Here is a 15,307-nt window from a genome sequence, read left to right as displayed (position 1 = left end):
GTTTGAATTTAAACTTACTTCGGGCAAAAATAGTCAAAAAAGATTTAGAAAGCGTGACCCGTGAACACGAATAAGGAAAATAAAATTTTACGCTATTTTTGCACACTATTAAAACGGAGATATACTAGGATATTATACATATGACGAAAAATTTAAATGTAAAAAGATTGAGTTTATTTGTTGCAACGATTTTTACGTTAACGCTAGCCACCTCGGCTACCCCTCCTCCTCAAGACAACCAACAACCACAAGCACCCGGACAAAAATTACGTACAATAGTACTTGACGCTGGACACGGCGGGCACGATGCTGGCGCAAGAGGCAGACAATCTAACGAGAAAGATATTGCGCTAAGTGTAGCACTTAAGTTAGGCAAAAAGATAGAGGATGAGTTGCCTGGTGTACAGGTGGTGTTCACCCGAAAGACGGACGTATTCATTCCTTTGTACGAGCGGCCTGCTGTGGCAAATAAAAATAAAGCAGACTTATTTATATCTATACATTGCAACTCTGCAGACAGCGATAGACGTGTAAAAAACAGCCGGGGGCGCTATGTCACGACAACTGTCCGCAAACCGTCAGTGCGAGGCACGGAGACTTTTGTATGCGGCTTCAACCGTTTGGGTAGCCAAGATGTCGCCATCCGCGAAAATGCATCCATACTTTTGGAGGAAAACTACAAGGAAAATTATGGTGGATTCGATCCGAAAGATCCATCCAGTATGATTGTGTTTCAGCTAATGAAAAACCAATACCGTAGAGAAAGTATAAAGTTAGCATCAAATATGCAAGATGAATTTGTACGGTCATCGCGTGTCAACCGTGGTGTACAAGAACTGTCGCTGGCTGTTTTAGCTACTGCAGGTATGCCATCCGTTCTAACGGAAATAGGCTTTATTAGCTCACCAGATGAAGAAGCTTACATGCTTTCATCAAATGGACAAAGCGAAATCGTAGCAAATTTATTTAACGCAATAAAAACATACAAAACAGCTACAGAACGCTAAACAATTAGTACATTAGTTTGTTGTTATTGCAAAGTGAATTAATATTTAGACCGTATTTTGAAAGTATCGAACGAAACGAAAGTTGGTATCATCACCATAGCTGCACTTGCTCTATTATTTATAGGCTACAACTTCTTAAAAGGAAATGACGTGTTTAGCTCCGAAAATGAATTTTACACGGATTACGATAATGTAGACGGATTAACAGCTTCCAAACCTGTCGTAGTCAATGGCTATCAAATCGGTCGGGTCTCTAAAATGGAGCTGTTGGAAAATGGGAAGATACGGACGCATTTCAAGATTAAAAATAATTACCAGATCCCTTCCAATTCCGTTGCTCGTATTGTGAGTGCGGATCTACTTGGTAGTAAAGCGATCGTTTTTGAACTAGGCAATAGCACAACTATGGCCAAAGATGGGGACCCTTTATTGTCAGATGTGCAAGCCAACTTGCTCGAGAAAGTGGAACCGTTGCAAAAAAAGGTTGAAAATTTAGTGGTTAAACTGGATTCTGTATTGTCCGCCGTCAACACGGCATTGGACGACGAATTTCAACGGGACTTTAAGGGTAGTTTGCGAAGCATTTCTGTATCACTCAATAATATGGAACGTATAACGAGTGATGTAGAGGGCTTAATGGGCACCGAAAAAGCGCGATTGGCGCGTATCATGCAAAATCTGGAATCTATTACTAGTAATTTTAAAAACAATAACGACAAGATCAATAAGATCCTTGCAAATTTAGATCACCTGTCTGATGATCTTTCCAAAACCGAGATTAAAGCCACAATAGATAATGCCAATCAAGCAATGAAAGACGTGCAGGCAATCACGACAAAAATAAATAATGGTGAGGGTTCGATAGGATTATTATTGAATGATGATAAGCTCTACAATAACTTAAACAGCGCTACGGCGGAGCTTGATGGCCTTATCAAAGACGTTAAAGAACGTCCTGGGAAATATATCCGACTTAGCATCTTTGGAAAGAAAGACACGGACTAGCAGCAAATAACTTACACGCGACGCGCTACTTAACCGCAACGCGTTTATTTATCCATAACAAATTGCCCAAATGACATGCACATCATTTGGGCAACTTTTTTAATACGCCACTACCCTGCCTTGGCAGGGCTTATTTTTTGTAGGGAGAAAACTTTGATCCAGCTTAAACATAGATCAACCTTATACTATCTGGTAAAGATTATAGATAACCTTATTCAACTTCGCATTTAGGCAAATATTGTTTGTCATGACGAGCTTGTTTAGCCATAACACTGACGTTACAGTTTCACCTTTTCTTAATTTTTATATTCAGTCATAAGTATGTATTGTTCCATAGTTATGGCTGTCCATACACTTTAAATATGATAAAGTTCAAATCGATTATTTGGAATAACCAGCGAACAGAGAATCTTATCTCAATCGCATAAGTACAATTAGCGATTTCGCTTACAAAGTTTCCTTCAGCCAGCCGAAGAATTCACGCTGCCACACTTGGGCGTTGTGTCCAGAAAGTACCCAGTGGTTTTCTTCCGGCAAGTATACCAAACGGCTTTTAATATTTTTAAGCTGGGCCGCTTGGAAGGCTTCCAAGCCCTGACCAATAGGCACGCGAAAGTCTTTTCCGCCTTGGAAGATTAAGATCGGCGTATTCCATTTGTCAACATGTTTGATCGGATTGAAATCCGTATATGTTTTTTCGTTAGCCTTATCCCAATATGGGCCACCAAGGTCGTAATTTGCGAAAAACAGCTCCTCGGTGGTACCATACCAAGAGGTCATGTCAAACAATCCGCAATGCGAGATAAGCGATTTAAAGCGGCCGTCATGCACAGCAGCCAACATAAATACCGAATAACCACCATAGCTGGCTCCAACTGCACCAATACGCGCCTTATCCACATACGGTTCTTTTGCTAAATCATCTACTGCGGAAAGGTAATCGCGGATAGGCTGCCCACCCCAATCTTTGCTGATATCTTGGTTCCATTTAACACCCCAGCCCGGCATTCCGCGCCTATTTGGCAAAATCACAATATAACCCTGAGAAGCCATCAACTGGAAGTTCCAGCGAAAGGAGTAACCCAATGTAGTAGCCGATTGCGGTCCACCCTGACAGAATAACAATGTAGGATATTTTTTATTCGGATCGAAGTTCGGAGGATAGATAACCCATGAAAACAAGTCCGCCCCGTCGCTGGCTTTTGTGAAACGTCCTTCGACCTTTGTTTCAGCAATCTTTGAAAACGCAGCGTCGTTTACTTTCGTAATAGCTCGCAACGACTTCTTTTTCAGGTCGTACAGGTAAATTTCCACAGCCCTCGTCAATGTTGTCGACGAGACGACCAGTGCTCCATCTACCTCTCCTACGATATCACCGATATCGAATTGACCCTCGCTAATCTGTTTCACTTGTCCAGCAGCTTTTTTTGGTTGCCCTACTTCCAGCTCAAACAATTGCACAGTGCCTCTTGTGGGTGCCGTGAAATACAGTTTTCTACCGTCTTTGCTCCAAATGAATGAGTTGACCGTTCCGTCCCATGCGGCAGTGAGATTCACCCGTTGTGTGGATTTCCGATCAAAGACGATAAGGTCCGTTTTATCAGCTTCGTAGCCATCCGTTTTCATGCTTAGCCAAGCCAGCTTTTGCCCATCGGGGCTGTAAAGCGGATGGGTATCATAGCCCACCATACCCTCTGTAAGATTGGTAGTCGTCTTACTCGCCAGCTCATACCGGAAAATATCTGTATTCGTGCTGACCGCATACTCTTTTCCGAACTTTTTCTTACTCACATAAAGAACGGCCTTACTATCTGGCGTCCAAGCCAAATCCTCTGCCCCACCAAATGGCGCCTGTGGACTATAAAACGGTTGGTCTGCAAGCAAATCGATCGGCTCGCCGATCTTACCGTTGTCATAGCTGGCTACAAATGGGTGGTTGAAGCGTCCATCGTTGAAGCTGTCCCAATGCCGGTAATCGAGATTATCATATATATAGACGTTTGACTTTGCAAGGTCTGGATATTTATCTGGGCTGTGGTATTTTTTCACCAATACAGCACGACTAAACAATATATGTTTGCCATCCGGCGAAATCTTTACATTTTCTAGGCCTTCCTCAACTGATGTAAGCTGCTGGGCGTCGCCGCCACTTAGCGACTTTAGCCAGAGCTGTCCTTTATATAGATAGATCACATTGCCATCCTTCGTCACTTGCACGACAGATTCTGCACCCGCTTCCGTTGTAAACGGCACAGCTTCACCACCCTCTACCGGTACGATAAATAAATTTTTCTCGGATTTATTTTCCCCGAAGCTATAGTTTGATACGCCGTATATTAAGTGCTTCCCATCAAAGGATAGGCCTTCGGCATTCACCCGTCCCAGTTCCCATAGTTTTTCCGGCGTCATCACATCATTTCTCACGTTATAAATTTTATTTGTTACCAATGTCCTATTCACCCTTTTTGCCGGCGTATGTTGAGCCAGCAAGCTCGAACTGAACAATAAGGCACAGGCTAAAGCAGAAATTTTATCCATAATATTTTATTAGTGCCGTGCAATTTACTAAATGATACGCCTTTCCCGAAATCAGCGGTGATCCATTTGTAAGTTGTTTCATCGTTTTTAAATTAAAATCTTAAACGTTCTTCCTTTTCTTAATCATGTTGACAAAAGTGAAGTACGCACGGAATCGCCAAAAGCTAGCGCTGTCTATTACCTCAACATACTTTAAAACAGATTTTAAAATTACAGACATATGTACGTTATGAATTCCCGAAATTATTCCAATTGACTCGCGTAGATAGGCGCATCAGAATGGCCAGTATAATGAACACGCCTATCGTGCCTACAATCAGCGAGAAATCCTGCAATTGCATAAGCAAGTATATAAACGCGTAGAAAAGAGCAAGGATCATCGAAAAAACAACACTGATGGTGCGCGCTTTAGTAATCGCATAAATAAATGAAGCGATCAACGCAATAGTAGCGACGGAAGAGATAAGATAGCTCCAGTTGAAGCCTAGATGCTCGCCAATGGCTAACAAAAGCGAGTAAAATAAAACCATTGCCGCACCAATAAGAATGTACTGCACAATGTGTACGCGCTGCTTTTTAATAATCTCCGTAAAAAACAAGGCAGTAAATGTCAGCAGAATCACCAAGATTCCATATTTCGCAACCCGTGTGGTCTTTTGATAATTGTTGACAGATTCCAAGAAATTGATCTGCACCATATCCTGCATACTGGACTTCTGAAGCGAAGATCCCGTTACTGCGGGTGCGGAAACCATTTCGGTCGTTCCATCAGAGTAGGCTATATAATCAGCAGAAACGGCATCGGTATAATCCGATGCTGTACCAACCGGCGCTTGATACAGGATCTCTCTAGCAGCCATCCATTGCTGCGGGATCTTACGTCCGAAACTTGGGATGCTCCAATTTGCCGCAAAACTATCTGCATTTACCGTTCTTTTCTCGGGGAGGAATCCTCCATTAAAGCTCGGCGAACTCCATGCTCCGGATACGTCGATCACTGACTCCCGCGCTGTCGGGAAAAAAGTAAGCGATCGCGAGCCGCGCACAGCCAAGTCTATAGCAAATTCACCCATTGTAGATTTATCGGGTAAAGCTATTTCGCTCACCATCGTTCGTTCAAACAAAGCAACTTCTCCATTCCCCATTTCAAATTGCTTTTTTTCGCTTCCCCATTCCAGATGTGGACTACTTGTCAAACCTTTTAAGTCGCTCACTCCAATAAAGAGCTTGGCGTGGTCCCAATCGAGATCTTCCGGATGAACATCTAATTTTGAGAAATCGATTTCATCAAAATTACCTTTCAACTTAAGCTGCGCGTTGTAAGTTACGGTTTGATAAATTCCCCGCTTAAGATATTGGGGACTTACCTCCGCGGAAAATGCAGTCTTATTAGCGGTTAGAAAAACATAGTCTTTTTCGATAAATTCTGCTGTTTTTGCTTTCCCTGCATCGTCTACCTTTTTTTCAACTTGCTTGCGCGTGTAGGGAACACCCAATATCGGCCCTGAAATAACTTGCGACTGTCCCCATTTACTCGCGATTTCTTGACTGACCTGGCGCTCGCGATCTCGTCTTTCCCCAATCAAACTGTGCAGCCATTCCATAGGTATCAGCAGTAAGATCACAAGAAAAAATATTGTCATTAGCTTTGCAGCCGCAGAACGAGCAAGCTTTTCGAAAACCGAAAGTCTCTGACTAGGAAGAGGCGGTGTGGTTTGTTGTTGTTCATTTCCCATGGTTACTTTTATTTATAAATGATTGAAATTTTGTTGTTAATGAGCACGGATTGCAACAGGTCTAGTGGTTGTTCTAATAGATTCTGAAATTCAAAACGGTGGAAGCTTTGGCTATTCTTCCCTTTTACAAAAGCGTCTTTGAAAAGGCGGTAACATTCAGGGTAGAAAAAGGTGCCTATCGTAATCATTCCCAGTAAATAAAGACTGATTTTCCCGTTTCCCAATAGCAAGTATTGCATGGCAATCTCTTCCTGAATAGTTGTGCCCGTGTGTGTCAGCACATGAAACACATCGTGATTTTCTAATTTGGGCATCACATCAAACCCGTTTTTGAAGTAAAAGTGGCCGAGAGCTTCGCCAAGCGTCCCCGAACCATAGGTCATAAATTCTTCTTTGGTGATTCCCCAAGCTTTCTTACGAAACTTGAAAATCGTGGCGTATAGGCTAGATGATCCCTCATAAAGCCACAGCATAATTTGTAATCGAATATCTTTCATTGGTAATTAAAATAAAGTACTTTGTGTTTCAAAGTTGATAAGCAAAAAAATTATTTGTATTGTTGTTTGATTAAATTTTCCAACGCTACTAGATGATCCTCGAACGCCTTTCTTCCCTTCTCAGTCTTGATGTAGCGTGTATTCGGCTTCCGATCGACGAAGCTTTTTTCTACCGTTAGGTATCCCTCCTTTTCTAGGGTCTTCAAATTAGACGCCAGGTTACCATCCGTGGCGTCTAATAGCTCTTTCAGCGAAGTAAAATCATAAAACTCATTCGCTAAAAGTACGCTCATGATTTGCAAACGTAAGCGATTTTCGAAAATCTTATTGTAAAGAGAGAGATCCAACCCCACTATTATTCGTATTTTTTATAGACTATAAAACCATAAATGATATGCAGGCATCCAAATCCCACAACCCATAACCATAAACCGTAGCCAGGAAAAAGCAAAGCTAACAAACCTAAGCTAATTTCCATTATCCCCAACCAACGTACTTCTTTAAACGTGTATATGCTGCCGCTCACTAACGCAAGACCATAGAATACAAGCAATGTCGATGCAATCAACGCTAAGTATCCTTTAGCGATTAGTATAATAGCCACTACACCACCTGTGACCAGCGGAACGGCCATAGCAAAAAGCATAGATTTACTTGCCGGGTTCCAGATAGCCTGCTTCGCGCGATTTGCTTTCCGCCTTGCCATTAAAATCCCCGTCGCCAACGAAGCTAGCAGAACGACAACTGCAACTATAACAAGATAGTACAGCACACCTTCATCGTTGACATAATGATTTCGGTAAGCCAACTTACCCATGCCGTAAACTTTTAAATAAGCTAGCCCTGCTCCAATCAATGCAAACATGCCAATAAGCACACCTGATAAACCTGAAATGGAGAGGAATTTTGACGATTTCTCCATCATCGACCGAATGTGGCCTATTTCTTTAATCAAATCTTTCTGATCCATACAAAGAACTTTGTTATTCAAAGTAAATGAATTTAAAACACTTATGCAAATACAATTTTGCCTTTCACATTTTTTTTAAAAAAAATTTAAAAAAGACTTGCAGGATATAGTTTCCGTTCCTATCTTTGTGCCACAATAAGAGTCCTAATAACTGCGGAAGTGGCGTAATTGGTAGCCGCACCAGACTTAGGATCTGGCGCCGCAAGGCGTGGGGGTTCGAGTCCCTTCTTCCGCACTTGGATGTCCTCCCGAACTTAATAAACTCGGGAGGATTTTTTTTTGAAAAATGCGTAAAAGCTAAACGAGAGTATGAATATTTCACACCAAAAAGTTGACGACGTCAACGCAAACATCATTGTTGAATTAGCACCTGAGGATTACAATCCATCAGTAGATAAAGCGATCAAAGAGCAAGCAAAAAAAGCAAAACTACCCGGCTTCCGTCCGGGCATGGTTCCTACAGGTCATATCAGACGCACATACGGAAAATCAATCCTTTTTGATGAAATCAACAAATTGGTAAACGATAAAATCGCAGAATATATCGGTGAAAATAAGCTTGAAGTGTTAGGCCAACCCCTTCCTTCAGAAAGCGATGCTGATGCGAACTACAACTGGGATTTTAAAGATACATTTTCGTTCAACTATGAGATTGGTCTCGCTCCGGAATTTGAAACGCCGTTTGCTAAAGAAACTGCATTTACTGCATACGATATCAAAGCAGATGAAGCAACACTTGCTGAACGTGTCAAAAACTTACGCCGCAGCTACGGAAAAATGACGAACCCTGAAGTTTCTGAGGAAGGCGACGTATTGTATGCGACCCTAAAACAGGATAAAGAGGAAGGCATTGAGAAAACCAGCTCTGTGCGTACGGATGTAATCGAAGATGCGAAAATAAAAAAATCGCTGGTAGGCTTGAAAAAAGACGACAGCGTGAAAATCGATTTCAAAAAAGCATTTAAAACCGTTGATGCAGCACGTATTTTAGGAATATCTGAAGAAGAAGTTGAAAATTTAGATGTTACTAAATTTGAGCTAAGCGTACAAAACATCAACCGCCTTGAAGAATCAGATTTAGATCAGGCATTCTTTGACAAGCTATTCCCAGCAGGTGAAGTAACCAAGGAAGAGGAGTTTCAAGCGAAGGTTAAAGAAGAAGTAGAGAACTTATTTAAACAAAACTCCGATCAAAAATTACGCAATGACATCTATACTTACGGTATGGATAAAGTTGACGTTAAATTTCCTGAGCCATTCCTTAAAAAATGGTTGAAAGCCACAAATCCTAATATCACCGATGCTGAATTGGAAGAAGGATTTGAAGATTTCTTGAGAAACTTGAAATGGACGATCATCGAGAACCGCATCGTTACGGCCAATAATCTGGAAGTAAAATATGATGAGGTGATCAACTTGGCAAAAGAGCGTATTTATGCGCAAATCAAGATGTATAACATCAACGAGGAGCCTAGCGATGAGCAGTTGAATCAATTCGCTATGCAACTGTTGCAAGATAGAGAGCAGGCCAATCGTCTTTTCGAAGAAGCAAAAGCGCTTAAAGTTTTCGAATACTTGAAAGAAAACGTTACCTTGAATACAGAAGATATTCCATACGCAGATTTCGAGAAGTTAGAAAAGTAGGTTTTAGTAATTATAAAATAGTAGGGCTACCTTTTTGGTAGCCTTTTTAGTTTTAAAAAAGCGATGATACAGATCCGAAAAGCACAATCAACCGAAGCTACAGAGATTGCAAAACTGATGTTGCTTGCCATGCGAGACATCGTATATCACTTTATCGGCGAAGAAGACGAACAGAGAGCCATCAGATTTTTGCAGACGTTGATCAGTAAAAAAGGAAACCAATATTCTTTTGAAAATATTGTTGTAGCGGAGCATGATGGTATCCTTATCGGCCAGATATGTTGTTATCCGGGCGAACAGGTTTCCCAACTACGCACACCGATACTTGCTGAACTCGCCCAAAATTATGGGCGCAAGATTGATTTAGAATTGGAGACACAAGCGGGGGAAGTATACATAGATAGCTTAGCGGTGTCGCCTTTGGCTCGCGGGCGGGGGATCGGCAAGATGTTGCTGCTCTATGCAATCGATCTGTATTGTAAGCGTCAAAATAGGATACTAGGTCTTCTTGTAGATCGAGATAACCCGAATGCAAAGAAATTGTATTTGCAATTAGGATTCCGGGAACATGGTCAAAAAAGCATTTTTGGAAAAGAGATGTTCCATTTACAATATCACATCTAATTTCGTTTTCTTGCCTTAAATTTCGCGCAATACTTCAACATCGGCAATACAACCGACGACCCTTTCATAAAGGGCTTAAATTCCTTTATTTGATGCCAAGTATGCTTTCAACGGCATTTTGGGTTTGTAATAATCGAAATGATAGAGTGCCCCTTCCCTATCAATCAAAATGTAGCTTGGTGCAAATTGCTTCGCACAGCCAATAACATAGTACGGAAATTCGCGGCTTGGACGCTCGATAATACTATACGCAGCATTATCTTCAGCAAACAATTCCTGTACATCTGGGTCTTGCGCAATCCTCAACAGCAACTTTTGCTCTTTTTCATCTGCCGCAGCATAATACGATGGGTAGTAAAGCGAATCTTGCCACAAGCTAACAGGAGCATCCGGCGTACTCGTCTCCCTTCCATCAACTCGTTTACCATCTTTATTTAGCACAAAGGTTTCGTATTTCTTCAATGGATCAGGTATGATAGACCAATGCTCTCCCCCGGCTTCTATCTTCCGCTTGACGCCGTTATAAACGCGCACATACCCACTTTCTACAGGGCTAATAAAATCGTACTGGGCAGGAATCAGTATCTTTCCATAGGGATGAACCAATCCCATCTTTCTGCTTTTGATATCTACAAATCGGCGGGCTCCCTCCCGAATATAATCAGCACCATTATCGAATAGAAAAGGGTGATACAACACATTACCCTTTCGATCGAATGTCGTATTGCCCGTGTAAGCGGCCTGTAGGGAGTCGAATGCGAAGTGTTGATTGACAGGCATGCCATAGAAATCGATGATAGTATCAGCAATGAGCTCACCGTCCGACCAATAGCCCGCCGCAGGATGATCATCTGGGATGATGACACGCCCATTTTGGTCTTTGACGCCCTGCTTCAAGCTATCTGCACTTATGAAAAGATATAATTTCTGTTCCTGCGCTATCCCGAAAAAATGGCACAAAAACAACGCAGCAATAACAATCGTACGAATCATGGTACTTCCTTTCAATTTGTATGACGAAAGACAAGATAAAAATTAAAGCAGGAACATCGCATATAATTTCCTAATTTTAAATCGTACCAACAGATTATAGACATGAAAAGATTCCTTTTATCCTGCATCTTTGCAAGCATACTTATGCTTTCTTTTGCTCAACAAGGAGCACTTCGCGGCGTTTTTACCGCAACGAAAGGCGACGAAAAAATTATTTGGCTATTCGTGGACGATTACTGCTCGCAAACCCACTACAAAAATAATGAGTACCTGTCTACATGGGGCGGGCCATACACGATTAATGGAACTAAGCTGGAGGTAAAAATTGAATACAGCGATGCACATCCAGATATGGTAGGAAGCAGCAAGACTTCGCAATTGACAATGAGTGCGCATGGATTTCAAGAACAAGATGGAATTGTATGGAAAAAACAAGCTGCCAAGAAGCAAGAACTGGATGGGCTGTGGCGGATCACCGGACGGATGCAAGACAATAAAATGAGCAGTATCCAACGAGGGGATAGAAAAACCATAAAACTATTGGTTGATGGTTACTTTCAGTGGATAGCTATCAATCCTGCTAACAAAGGCTTTTATGGAACTGGCGGCGGTCATTATACTTTTCAGGACGGAAAATACAAAGAACATATTCTATTTTTCTCAAGAGACAATGGACGGGTAGGCGCGGAATTATCGTTTGACGGCTCGCTCAAAGAGGGGAAATGGCACCATAGCGGATTAAGTTCCAAAGGTGATCCTATCCATGAAATATGGAGCCGGGATAACGAAAAGTAAGGCACGCTTTTTTCAGACAAATAGATCAGAGCTGAGGTATCTATCACCACGATCACAGGCTATAAATACGATAACGCCTTCTTCAATCTCGTTGGCTACAGTCAGTGCGGCATGCAACGCTCCGCCACTACTCATCCCGGCGAATATACCTTCCTTTTTTACTAACTCCCGGGTTCGCCTGGTAGCATCAGACTGGGCAATGTCGATTACGCGATCCACGCGGGAGGCATCAAAAATCTTCGGGAGGTAGGCGGCTGGCCAGCGGCGTATGCCGGGAATGGACGATTCTTCCGTCGGCTGGCAGCCTACGATCTGTATAGCTGGATTCTGTTCTTTAAAATACCTTGAGCAACCCATGATGGTGCCCGTTGTGCCCATAGCACTTACAAAGTGGGTAATGCCACCTGCCGTATCACGCCATATTTCTGGTCCTGTAGTTTTAATGTGCGCCAGATAATTATCAGGATTTGCAAACTGATTTAAAATAAAATAACCAGCATTGGCGGCTTTTTCTTCTGCATAATCTCGGCACACCTCCATAGATTCTAGCAGCGTGACTTTTGCACCGTAGGCTTCCATGGTTAGCGTGCGTTCCCGAGTTGATGTGGAAGGCATCACCAGTTCCAATTCTAGATCATATAAACAAGCGATCATGGCTAACGCGATACCCGTATTGCCTGAAGTCGCCTCAATAAGTTTAGTATCCTTCTTTATTTCACCACGCTCTAGAGCCGAACGAATCATATTCAGCGCAGCGCGGTCTTTGACGGATCCAGCAGGATTATTCCCTTCCATCTTGGCAAAGACTTTTACCTTAGGATTATTGTGAAAAGACTTCACCTCGACAAGAGGTGTGTTACCAATCGTATCTATTAACTGTGCCATTACGCAAGAGGTTTTGAATCAATAAATTTAGAGTTAGGCTGATGATATACCGTCGTATATGGATCTATGCTGGACGTTAGCCAAACGTTTCCCCCGATGACGGAATGGTGGCCTATAACCGTTTGTCCGCCTAATATTGTTGCACCAGCATAAATAATAACATAATCCTCAATAATAGGATGCCGCTGCGTATTTGCCATACTTTTTTCCACGCTTAATGCGCCTAAGGTCACGCCCTGATAAAGTTTAACGTGGTCACCGATAATAGATGTTTCACCGATCACCAAACCTGTACCATGGTCAATATACAGATACGTTCCGATACGTGCTCCCGGATGAATATCGATACCCGTTTTCGAATGTGCGTGTTCCGTTAATATCCGTGGAATGAGGGGAACATCCGCTAACCATAGCTGATGGGCAATACGATACATACAAATAGCCGTAAATCCCGGATAGACACGAATCACTTCACGTATGCTTTTTGCTGCAGGATCACCTTCCATAATAGCCTGTGCATCCGTAAGCATAATTTGATAAATATCTGGAAGTGATTCGAAGAATTCCCGGGCAATCAATCTATTATCGCAATGCGAACAGGCTTTTGTTTTCTGTAATAAGGCGAGCAGCTCTTCCTCGGCTTCCCCAAAGGCTTTCCGAACATCTTCTACATTTAGAAAGGTAGCGGCATGCTTCTCTGGAAACAGCAGATGTAAAACATGCTTAGCCCAATCCGCAATGCGCGTATTGCTGGGCATATCCTGCACCTCCAGTTGCTTTTGAAATATATGCTGATAAAAGTCGTTGATCTTTTCCATGATAGCAGGTCAAATGTAAGATTCATTTTAAAAAATCCTACTATTTCTATAGGATTAATTTTTCAAATAAAGCTTGATGGGTTTCTTCTGCAGAGATGCACAGGCCCGGATGCAATGCGGAACACTGTATAAGTGTGCTTCGTTTAGCGGTCAACCAACGGAAACGTTCAGCTTGATCGAGCTCAGCCAATTTACCAGCAGTCTTATCGCCTGCGCAAATGCGCTCAAAAGAATCTAAATGTTTGCCAATTAAAGCCAAATCTACGTCTGCGAAAAGAGATTTACACTTCGATGCGTCAACAAACATCTTTACAGCAGCGTAACGTTGCTTTTTGCAGTACAGTGCCACACCTACGTTGATAAACTCTTCTCGCTCGACGCGCGGAACGACGCGCACCACGGCATACTCATATACGGTTCTTTCGCTCATCAGCTATCTGTTTAATAAAGTTATCTGCATGCGCTAGTCTGCCCAATAGAAAAGAGAGGTATACGTTACGCGCCTCCTGCGCGGTCAGCTCTTGGGAATCATCAGCCAGCCACTCGTCTGGAATCAAATCCAACACATTCCGAATATTTTCCTCGTTGAAAACAGCACGATATTCAGCGTTCACCTCCGGCACTTTTGATGCATACTGCAACAATACATGATCTTTTATCTGTACAAAAGGCTTCGCTAACTGCTCTTCCCAATTGTCCCATGCATGATGAAAATATAAAGAAGCCCCATGATCTATTAGCCAAAGCTCATTATGCCACACGAGCATATTCGTATTCCGTACAGTGCGGTCGACATTCATCAAAAGCGCATCCAGCCACACAATCTTTGATGCTTCCAAAGCATCGACCTTGTCCGCATTGGCATCAAAGGTAATTGCGCCATTCAGGAAATGTACACCAAGATTTTTTCCTACGGAAAAACGAAGCAGATCCTGAATTTCTTCGTCAGGTTCGGTACGTGCAAAAGACTCATCAAGTTCAGCAAACACCATTTCCGGCATCTTTAACCCAAGAAAGCGCGCAAGTTCGCCACCTATTAATTCGGCCACCAAGGCTTTTCTACCTTGCCCGGCACCTCTAAATTTAATTACATAACTAAATCCGTCATCAGCATCGACTAAGGCCGGTAATGAGCCTCCCTCGCGAAAGGGCTGGATGTATCTCGTGATCTGCACATCCCGTATTTCTGGTTTAAATATCTTCATACAACGGTATAGTTTAGCAATCCTTCATAAGGATCTCCTTCTATATTAAGTAAATGGGCAAAGGCCGGTTCGGTCTTCATTCCTGCACGCTTTAAAGCTATTATTTTTTGTTTAAACTCCTGTCCCTGCGCTGTCAGAATTTCCCATTCTTTAACAAGATGCAGGTATCCATTTTGCTGTTTGACAGGTTTACGCTGCGCAAATATTTCAACAGCAAAGCCGTCTAATTTAAACGTAGCCAAGACTGTTGGTTCACCATTGACCAAAAGGCTGGAGCAAGCGAAAAGATGTTGATCCCCGAAAGTATCTCCTACAAATTTTTGAAACCTTTCTAAATCATTTGCGCAGCACAAAATATCGATATCACTTGATGGGATACTAATGTCCAGCGGTATCGTGCCGGCAAGAAAGGGCTGAAATGCCTGCAGCTTAGCCAACAGTGCTTCACGTTCTAACAGGCCATATATCCTGCGTTGTAAAGCGGTACCCCTTCGCAAATAATGGATATTATCGAATCTATCCCGATCTGATTCCTGCATAGTCAAAAATAGCACTTATTTTTCTTAATCATTAAATTCAAAGCCTATACA

General features: G+C 42.3%; 16 protein-coding genes and 1 tRNA gene. 6 read left to right on the top strand and 11 right to left on the bottom strand.

Annotated features, from left to right (window positions below; genetic code table 11):
* Positions 1-140: 140 nt before the first annotated feature.
* Together DI53_RS12580 and DI53_RS12575 are read left to right on the top strand one after the other, a co-directional pair.
* Positions 141-1,007, top strand: a complete 867-nt coding sequence (locus DI53_RS12580) for an N-acetylmuramoyl-L-alanine amidase family protein (RefSeq protein ID WP_037499993.1) — start codon at positions 141-143, stop codon at positions 1,005-1,007.
* A gap of 57 nt (positions 1,008-1,064) precedes the next feature.
* A complete protein-coding gene (locus tag DI53_RS12575; protein ID WP_037499990.1) occupies positions 1,065-2,012 on the top strand; it encodes an MlaD family protein in 948 nt (315 codons plus the stop codon).
* A gap of 447 nt (positions 2,013-2,459) precedes the next feature.
* Here the strand turns inward: DI53_RS12575 and DI53_RS12570 are convergent, their stop codons facing one another.
* From DI53_RS12570 to DI53_RS12550, 5 genes are all read right to left on the bottom strand, one after another.
* Positions 2,460-4,550 carry a S9 family peptidase gene (locus tag DI53_RS12570; RefSeq protein ID WP_052072390.1) on the bottom strand — a complete coding sequence of 697 codons (2,091 nt, stop codon included), beginning with the start codon at positions 4,548-4,550 and terminating at the stop codon, positions 2,460-2,462.
* Positions 4,551-4,777: 227 nt separating this feature from the next.
* On the bottom strand, positions 4,778-6,286 hold the full coding sequence (creD, locus tag DI53_RS12565; RefSeq protein ID WP_037499987.1) for a cell envelope integrity protein CreD: 1,509 nt from the start codon (positions 6,284-6,286) through the stop codon (positions 4,778-4,780).
* 8 nt (positions 6,287-6,294) lie between these two features.
* Positions 6,295-6,783 (bottom strand): Coq4 family protein, encoded by a 489-nt coding sequence (locus DI53_RS12560; RefSeq protein ID WP_037499984.1) that lies wholly within the window; start codon positions 6,781-6,783, stop codon positions 6,295-6,297.
* 50 nt (positions 6,784-6,833) lie between these two features.
* Positions 6,834-7,136 (bottom strand): winged helix-turn-helix domain-containing protein, encoded by a 303-nt coding sequence (locus tag DI53_RS12555; RefSeq protein ID WP_037499981.1) that lies wholly within the window; start codon positions 7,134-7,136, stop codon positions 6,834-6,836.
* 2 nt (positions 7,137-7,138) lie between these two features.
* Entirely contained in the window at positions 7,139-7,753 is a 615-nt protein-coding gene (locus tag DI53_RS12550) for a hypothetical protein (RefSeq protein WP_037499979.1), read from the bottom strand.
* A gap of 153 nt (positions 7,754-7,906) precedes the next feature.
* On the opposite strand from DI53_RS12550, the gene DI53_RS12545 reads away from it, so the two are divergent.
* The 3 genes from DI53_RS12545 (at position 7,907) to DI53_RS12535 (ending at position 10,021) form a co-directional block, all read left to right on the top strand.
* Positions 7,907-7,988 (top strand) — tRNA-Leu (locus DI53_RS12545).
* Positions 7,989-8,062: 74 nt separating this feature from the next.
* Positions 8,063-9,397, top strand: coding sequence for a trigger factor (locus DI53_RS12540; RefSeq protein ID WP_037499976.1), 1,335 nt, complete (start codon positions 8,063-8,065; stop codon positions 9,395-9,397).
* Between the two features lie 63 nt (positions 9,398-9,460).
* Complete coding sequence (locus DI53_RS12535) at positions 9,461-10,021, top strand: GNAT family N-acetyltransferase (protein WP_052072389.1); 561 nt, start codon at positions 9,461-9,463, stop codon at positions 10,019-10,021.
* A gap of 75 nt (positions 10,022-10,096) precedes the next feature.
* Here the strand turns inward: DI53_RS12535 and DI53_RS19655 are convergent, their stop codons facing one another.
* On the bottom strand, positions 10,097-11,014 hold the full coding sequence (locus tag DI53_RS19655) for a WG repeat-containing protein (protein WP_052072388.1): 918 nt from the start codon (positions 11,012-11,014) through the stop codon (positions 10,097-10,099).
* Between the two features lie 102 nt (positions 11,015-11,116).
* On the opposite strand from DI53_RS19655, the gene DI53_RS12525 reads away from it, so the two are divergent.
* On the top strand, positions 11,117-11,809 hold the full coding sequence (locus DI53_RS12525) for a hypothetical protein (RefSeq protein ID WP_037499974.1): 693 nt from the start codon (positions 11,117-11,119) through the stop codon (positions 11,807-11,809).
* Positions 11,810-11,821: 12 nt separating this feature from the next.
* Here DI53_RS12525 and cysM read toward each other — a convergent pair whose 3' ends face one another.
* From cysM to DI53_RS12500, 5 genes are read right to left on the bottom strand one after another with little or no spacing between them, the layout of a single operon-like run.
* Complete coding sequence (gene cysM, locus DI53_RS12520; RefSeq protein WP_037499972.1) at positions 11,822-12,694, bottom strand: cysteine synthase CysM; 873 nt, start codon at positions 12,692-12,694, stop codon at positions 11,822-11,824.
* Entirely contained in the window at positions 12,694-13,512 is an 819-nt protein-coding gene (epsC, locus tag DI53_RS12515) for a serine O-acetyltransferase EpsC (protein ID WP_037499970.1), read from the bottom strand. The genes cysM and epsC overlap by 1 nt, the downstream gene beginning before the upstream one ends.
* Positions 13,513-13,558: 46 nt before the next feature.
* Positions 13,559-13,942: a DUF3037 domain-containing protein gene (locus DI53_RS12510; protein WP_037499967.1), complete on the bottom strand. Its 384-nt coding sequence runs from the start codon at positions 13,940-13,942 to the stop codon at positions 13,559-13,561.
* The gene (locus DI53_RS12505; RefSeq protein ID WP_037499964.1) at positions 13,920-14,717 is read right to left on the bottom strand and encodes a HipA family kinase; all 798 of its coding nucleotides are present in this window, start codon (positions 14,715-14,717) and stop codon (positions 13,920-13,922) included. The genes DI53_RS12510 and DI53_RS12505 overlap by 23 nt, the downstream gene beginning before the upstream one ends.
* The gene (locus tag DI53_RS12500; RefSeq protein WP_037499962.1) at positions 14,714-15,256 is read right to left on the bottom strand and encodes a DUF4269 domain-containing protein; all 543 of its coding nucleotides are present in this window, start codon (positions 15,254-15,256) and stop codon (positions 14,714-14,716) included. The genes DI53_RS12505 and DI53_RS12500 overlap by 4 nt, the downstream gene beginning before the upstream one ends.
* Between the last annotated feature and the right edge of the window lie 51 nt (positions 15,257-15,307).

The sequence above is a fragment of the Sphingobacterium deserti genome (genome assembly GCF_000757725.1).
Lineage (GTDB): Bacteria > Bacteroidota > Bacteroidia > Sphingobacteriales > Sphingobacteriaceae > Sphingobacterium > Sphingobacterium deserti.
This window is presented reverse-complemented; position numbering and strand designations above follow the sequence as displayed.

Excerpts from the sequence above, each read along its gene's own strand:
- DI53_RS12505 (WP_037499964.1), bottom strand. The coding sequence starts at position 14,717 with ATGAAGATATTTAAACCAGAAATACGGGATGTGCAGATCACGAGATAC.
- cysM (WP_037499972.1), bottom strand. The coding sequence starts at position 12,694 with ATGGCACAGTTAATAGATACGATTGGTAACACACCTCTTGTCGAGGTG.
- DI53_RS12570 (WP_052072390.1), bottom strand. The coding sequence starts at position 4,550 with ATGGATAAAATTTCTGCTTTAGCCTGTGCCTTATTGTTCAGTTCGAGC.
- epsC (WP_037499970.1), bottom strand. The coding sequence starts at position 13,512 with ATGGAAAAGATCAACGACTTTTATCAGCATATATTTCAAAAGCAACTG.
- DI53_RS12540 (WP_037499976.1), top strand. The coding sequence starts at position 8,063 with ATGAATATTTCACACCAAAAAGTTGACGACGTCAACGCAAACATCATT.
- DI53_RS12580 (WP_037499993.1), top strand. The coding sequence starts at position 141 with ATGACGAAAAATTTAAATGTAAAAAGATTGAGTTTATTTGTTGCAACG.
- DI53_RS12550 (WP_037499979.1), bottom strand. The coding sequence starts at position 7,753 with ATGGATCAGAAAGATTTGATTAAAGAAATAGGCCACATTCGGTCGATG.
- DI53_RS12525 (WP_037499974.1), top strand. The coding sequence starts at position 11,117 with ATGAAAAGATTCCTTTTATCCTGCATCTTTGCAAGCATACTTATGCTT.
- DI53_RS12500 (WP_037499962.1), bottom strand. The coding sequence starts at position 15,256 with ATGCAGGAATCAGATCGGGATAGATTCGATAATATCCATTATTTGCGA.
- DI53_RS12510 (WP_037499967.1), bottom strand. The coding sequence starts at position 13,942 with ATGAGCGAAAGAACCGTATATGAGTATGCCGTGGTGCGCGTCGTTCCG.
- creD (WP_037499987.1), bottom strand. The coding sequence starts at position 6,286 with ATGGGAAATGAACAACAACAAACCACACCGCCTCTTCCTAGTCAGAGA.
- DI53_RS12560 (WP_037499984.1), bottom strand. The coding sequence starts at position 6,783 with ATGAAAGATATTCGATTACAAATTATGCTGTGGCTTTATGAGGGATCA.
- DI53_RS12535 (WP_052072389.1), top strand. The coding sequence starts at position 9,461 with ATGATACAGATCCGAAAAGCACAATCAACCGAAGCTACAGAGATTGCA.
- DI53_RS19655 (WP_052072388.1), bottom strand. The coding sequence starts at position 11,014 with ATGATTCGTACGATTGTTATTGCTGCGTTGTTTTTGTGCCATTTTTTC.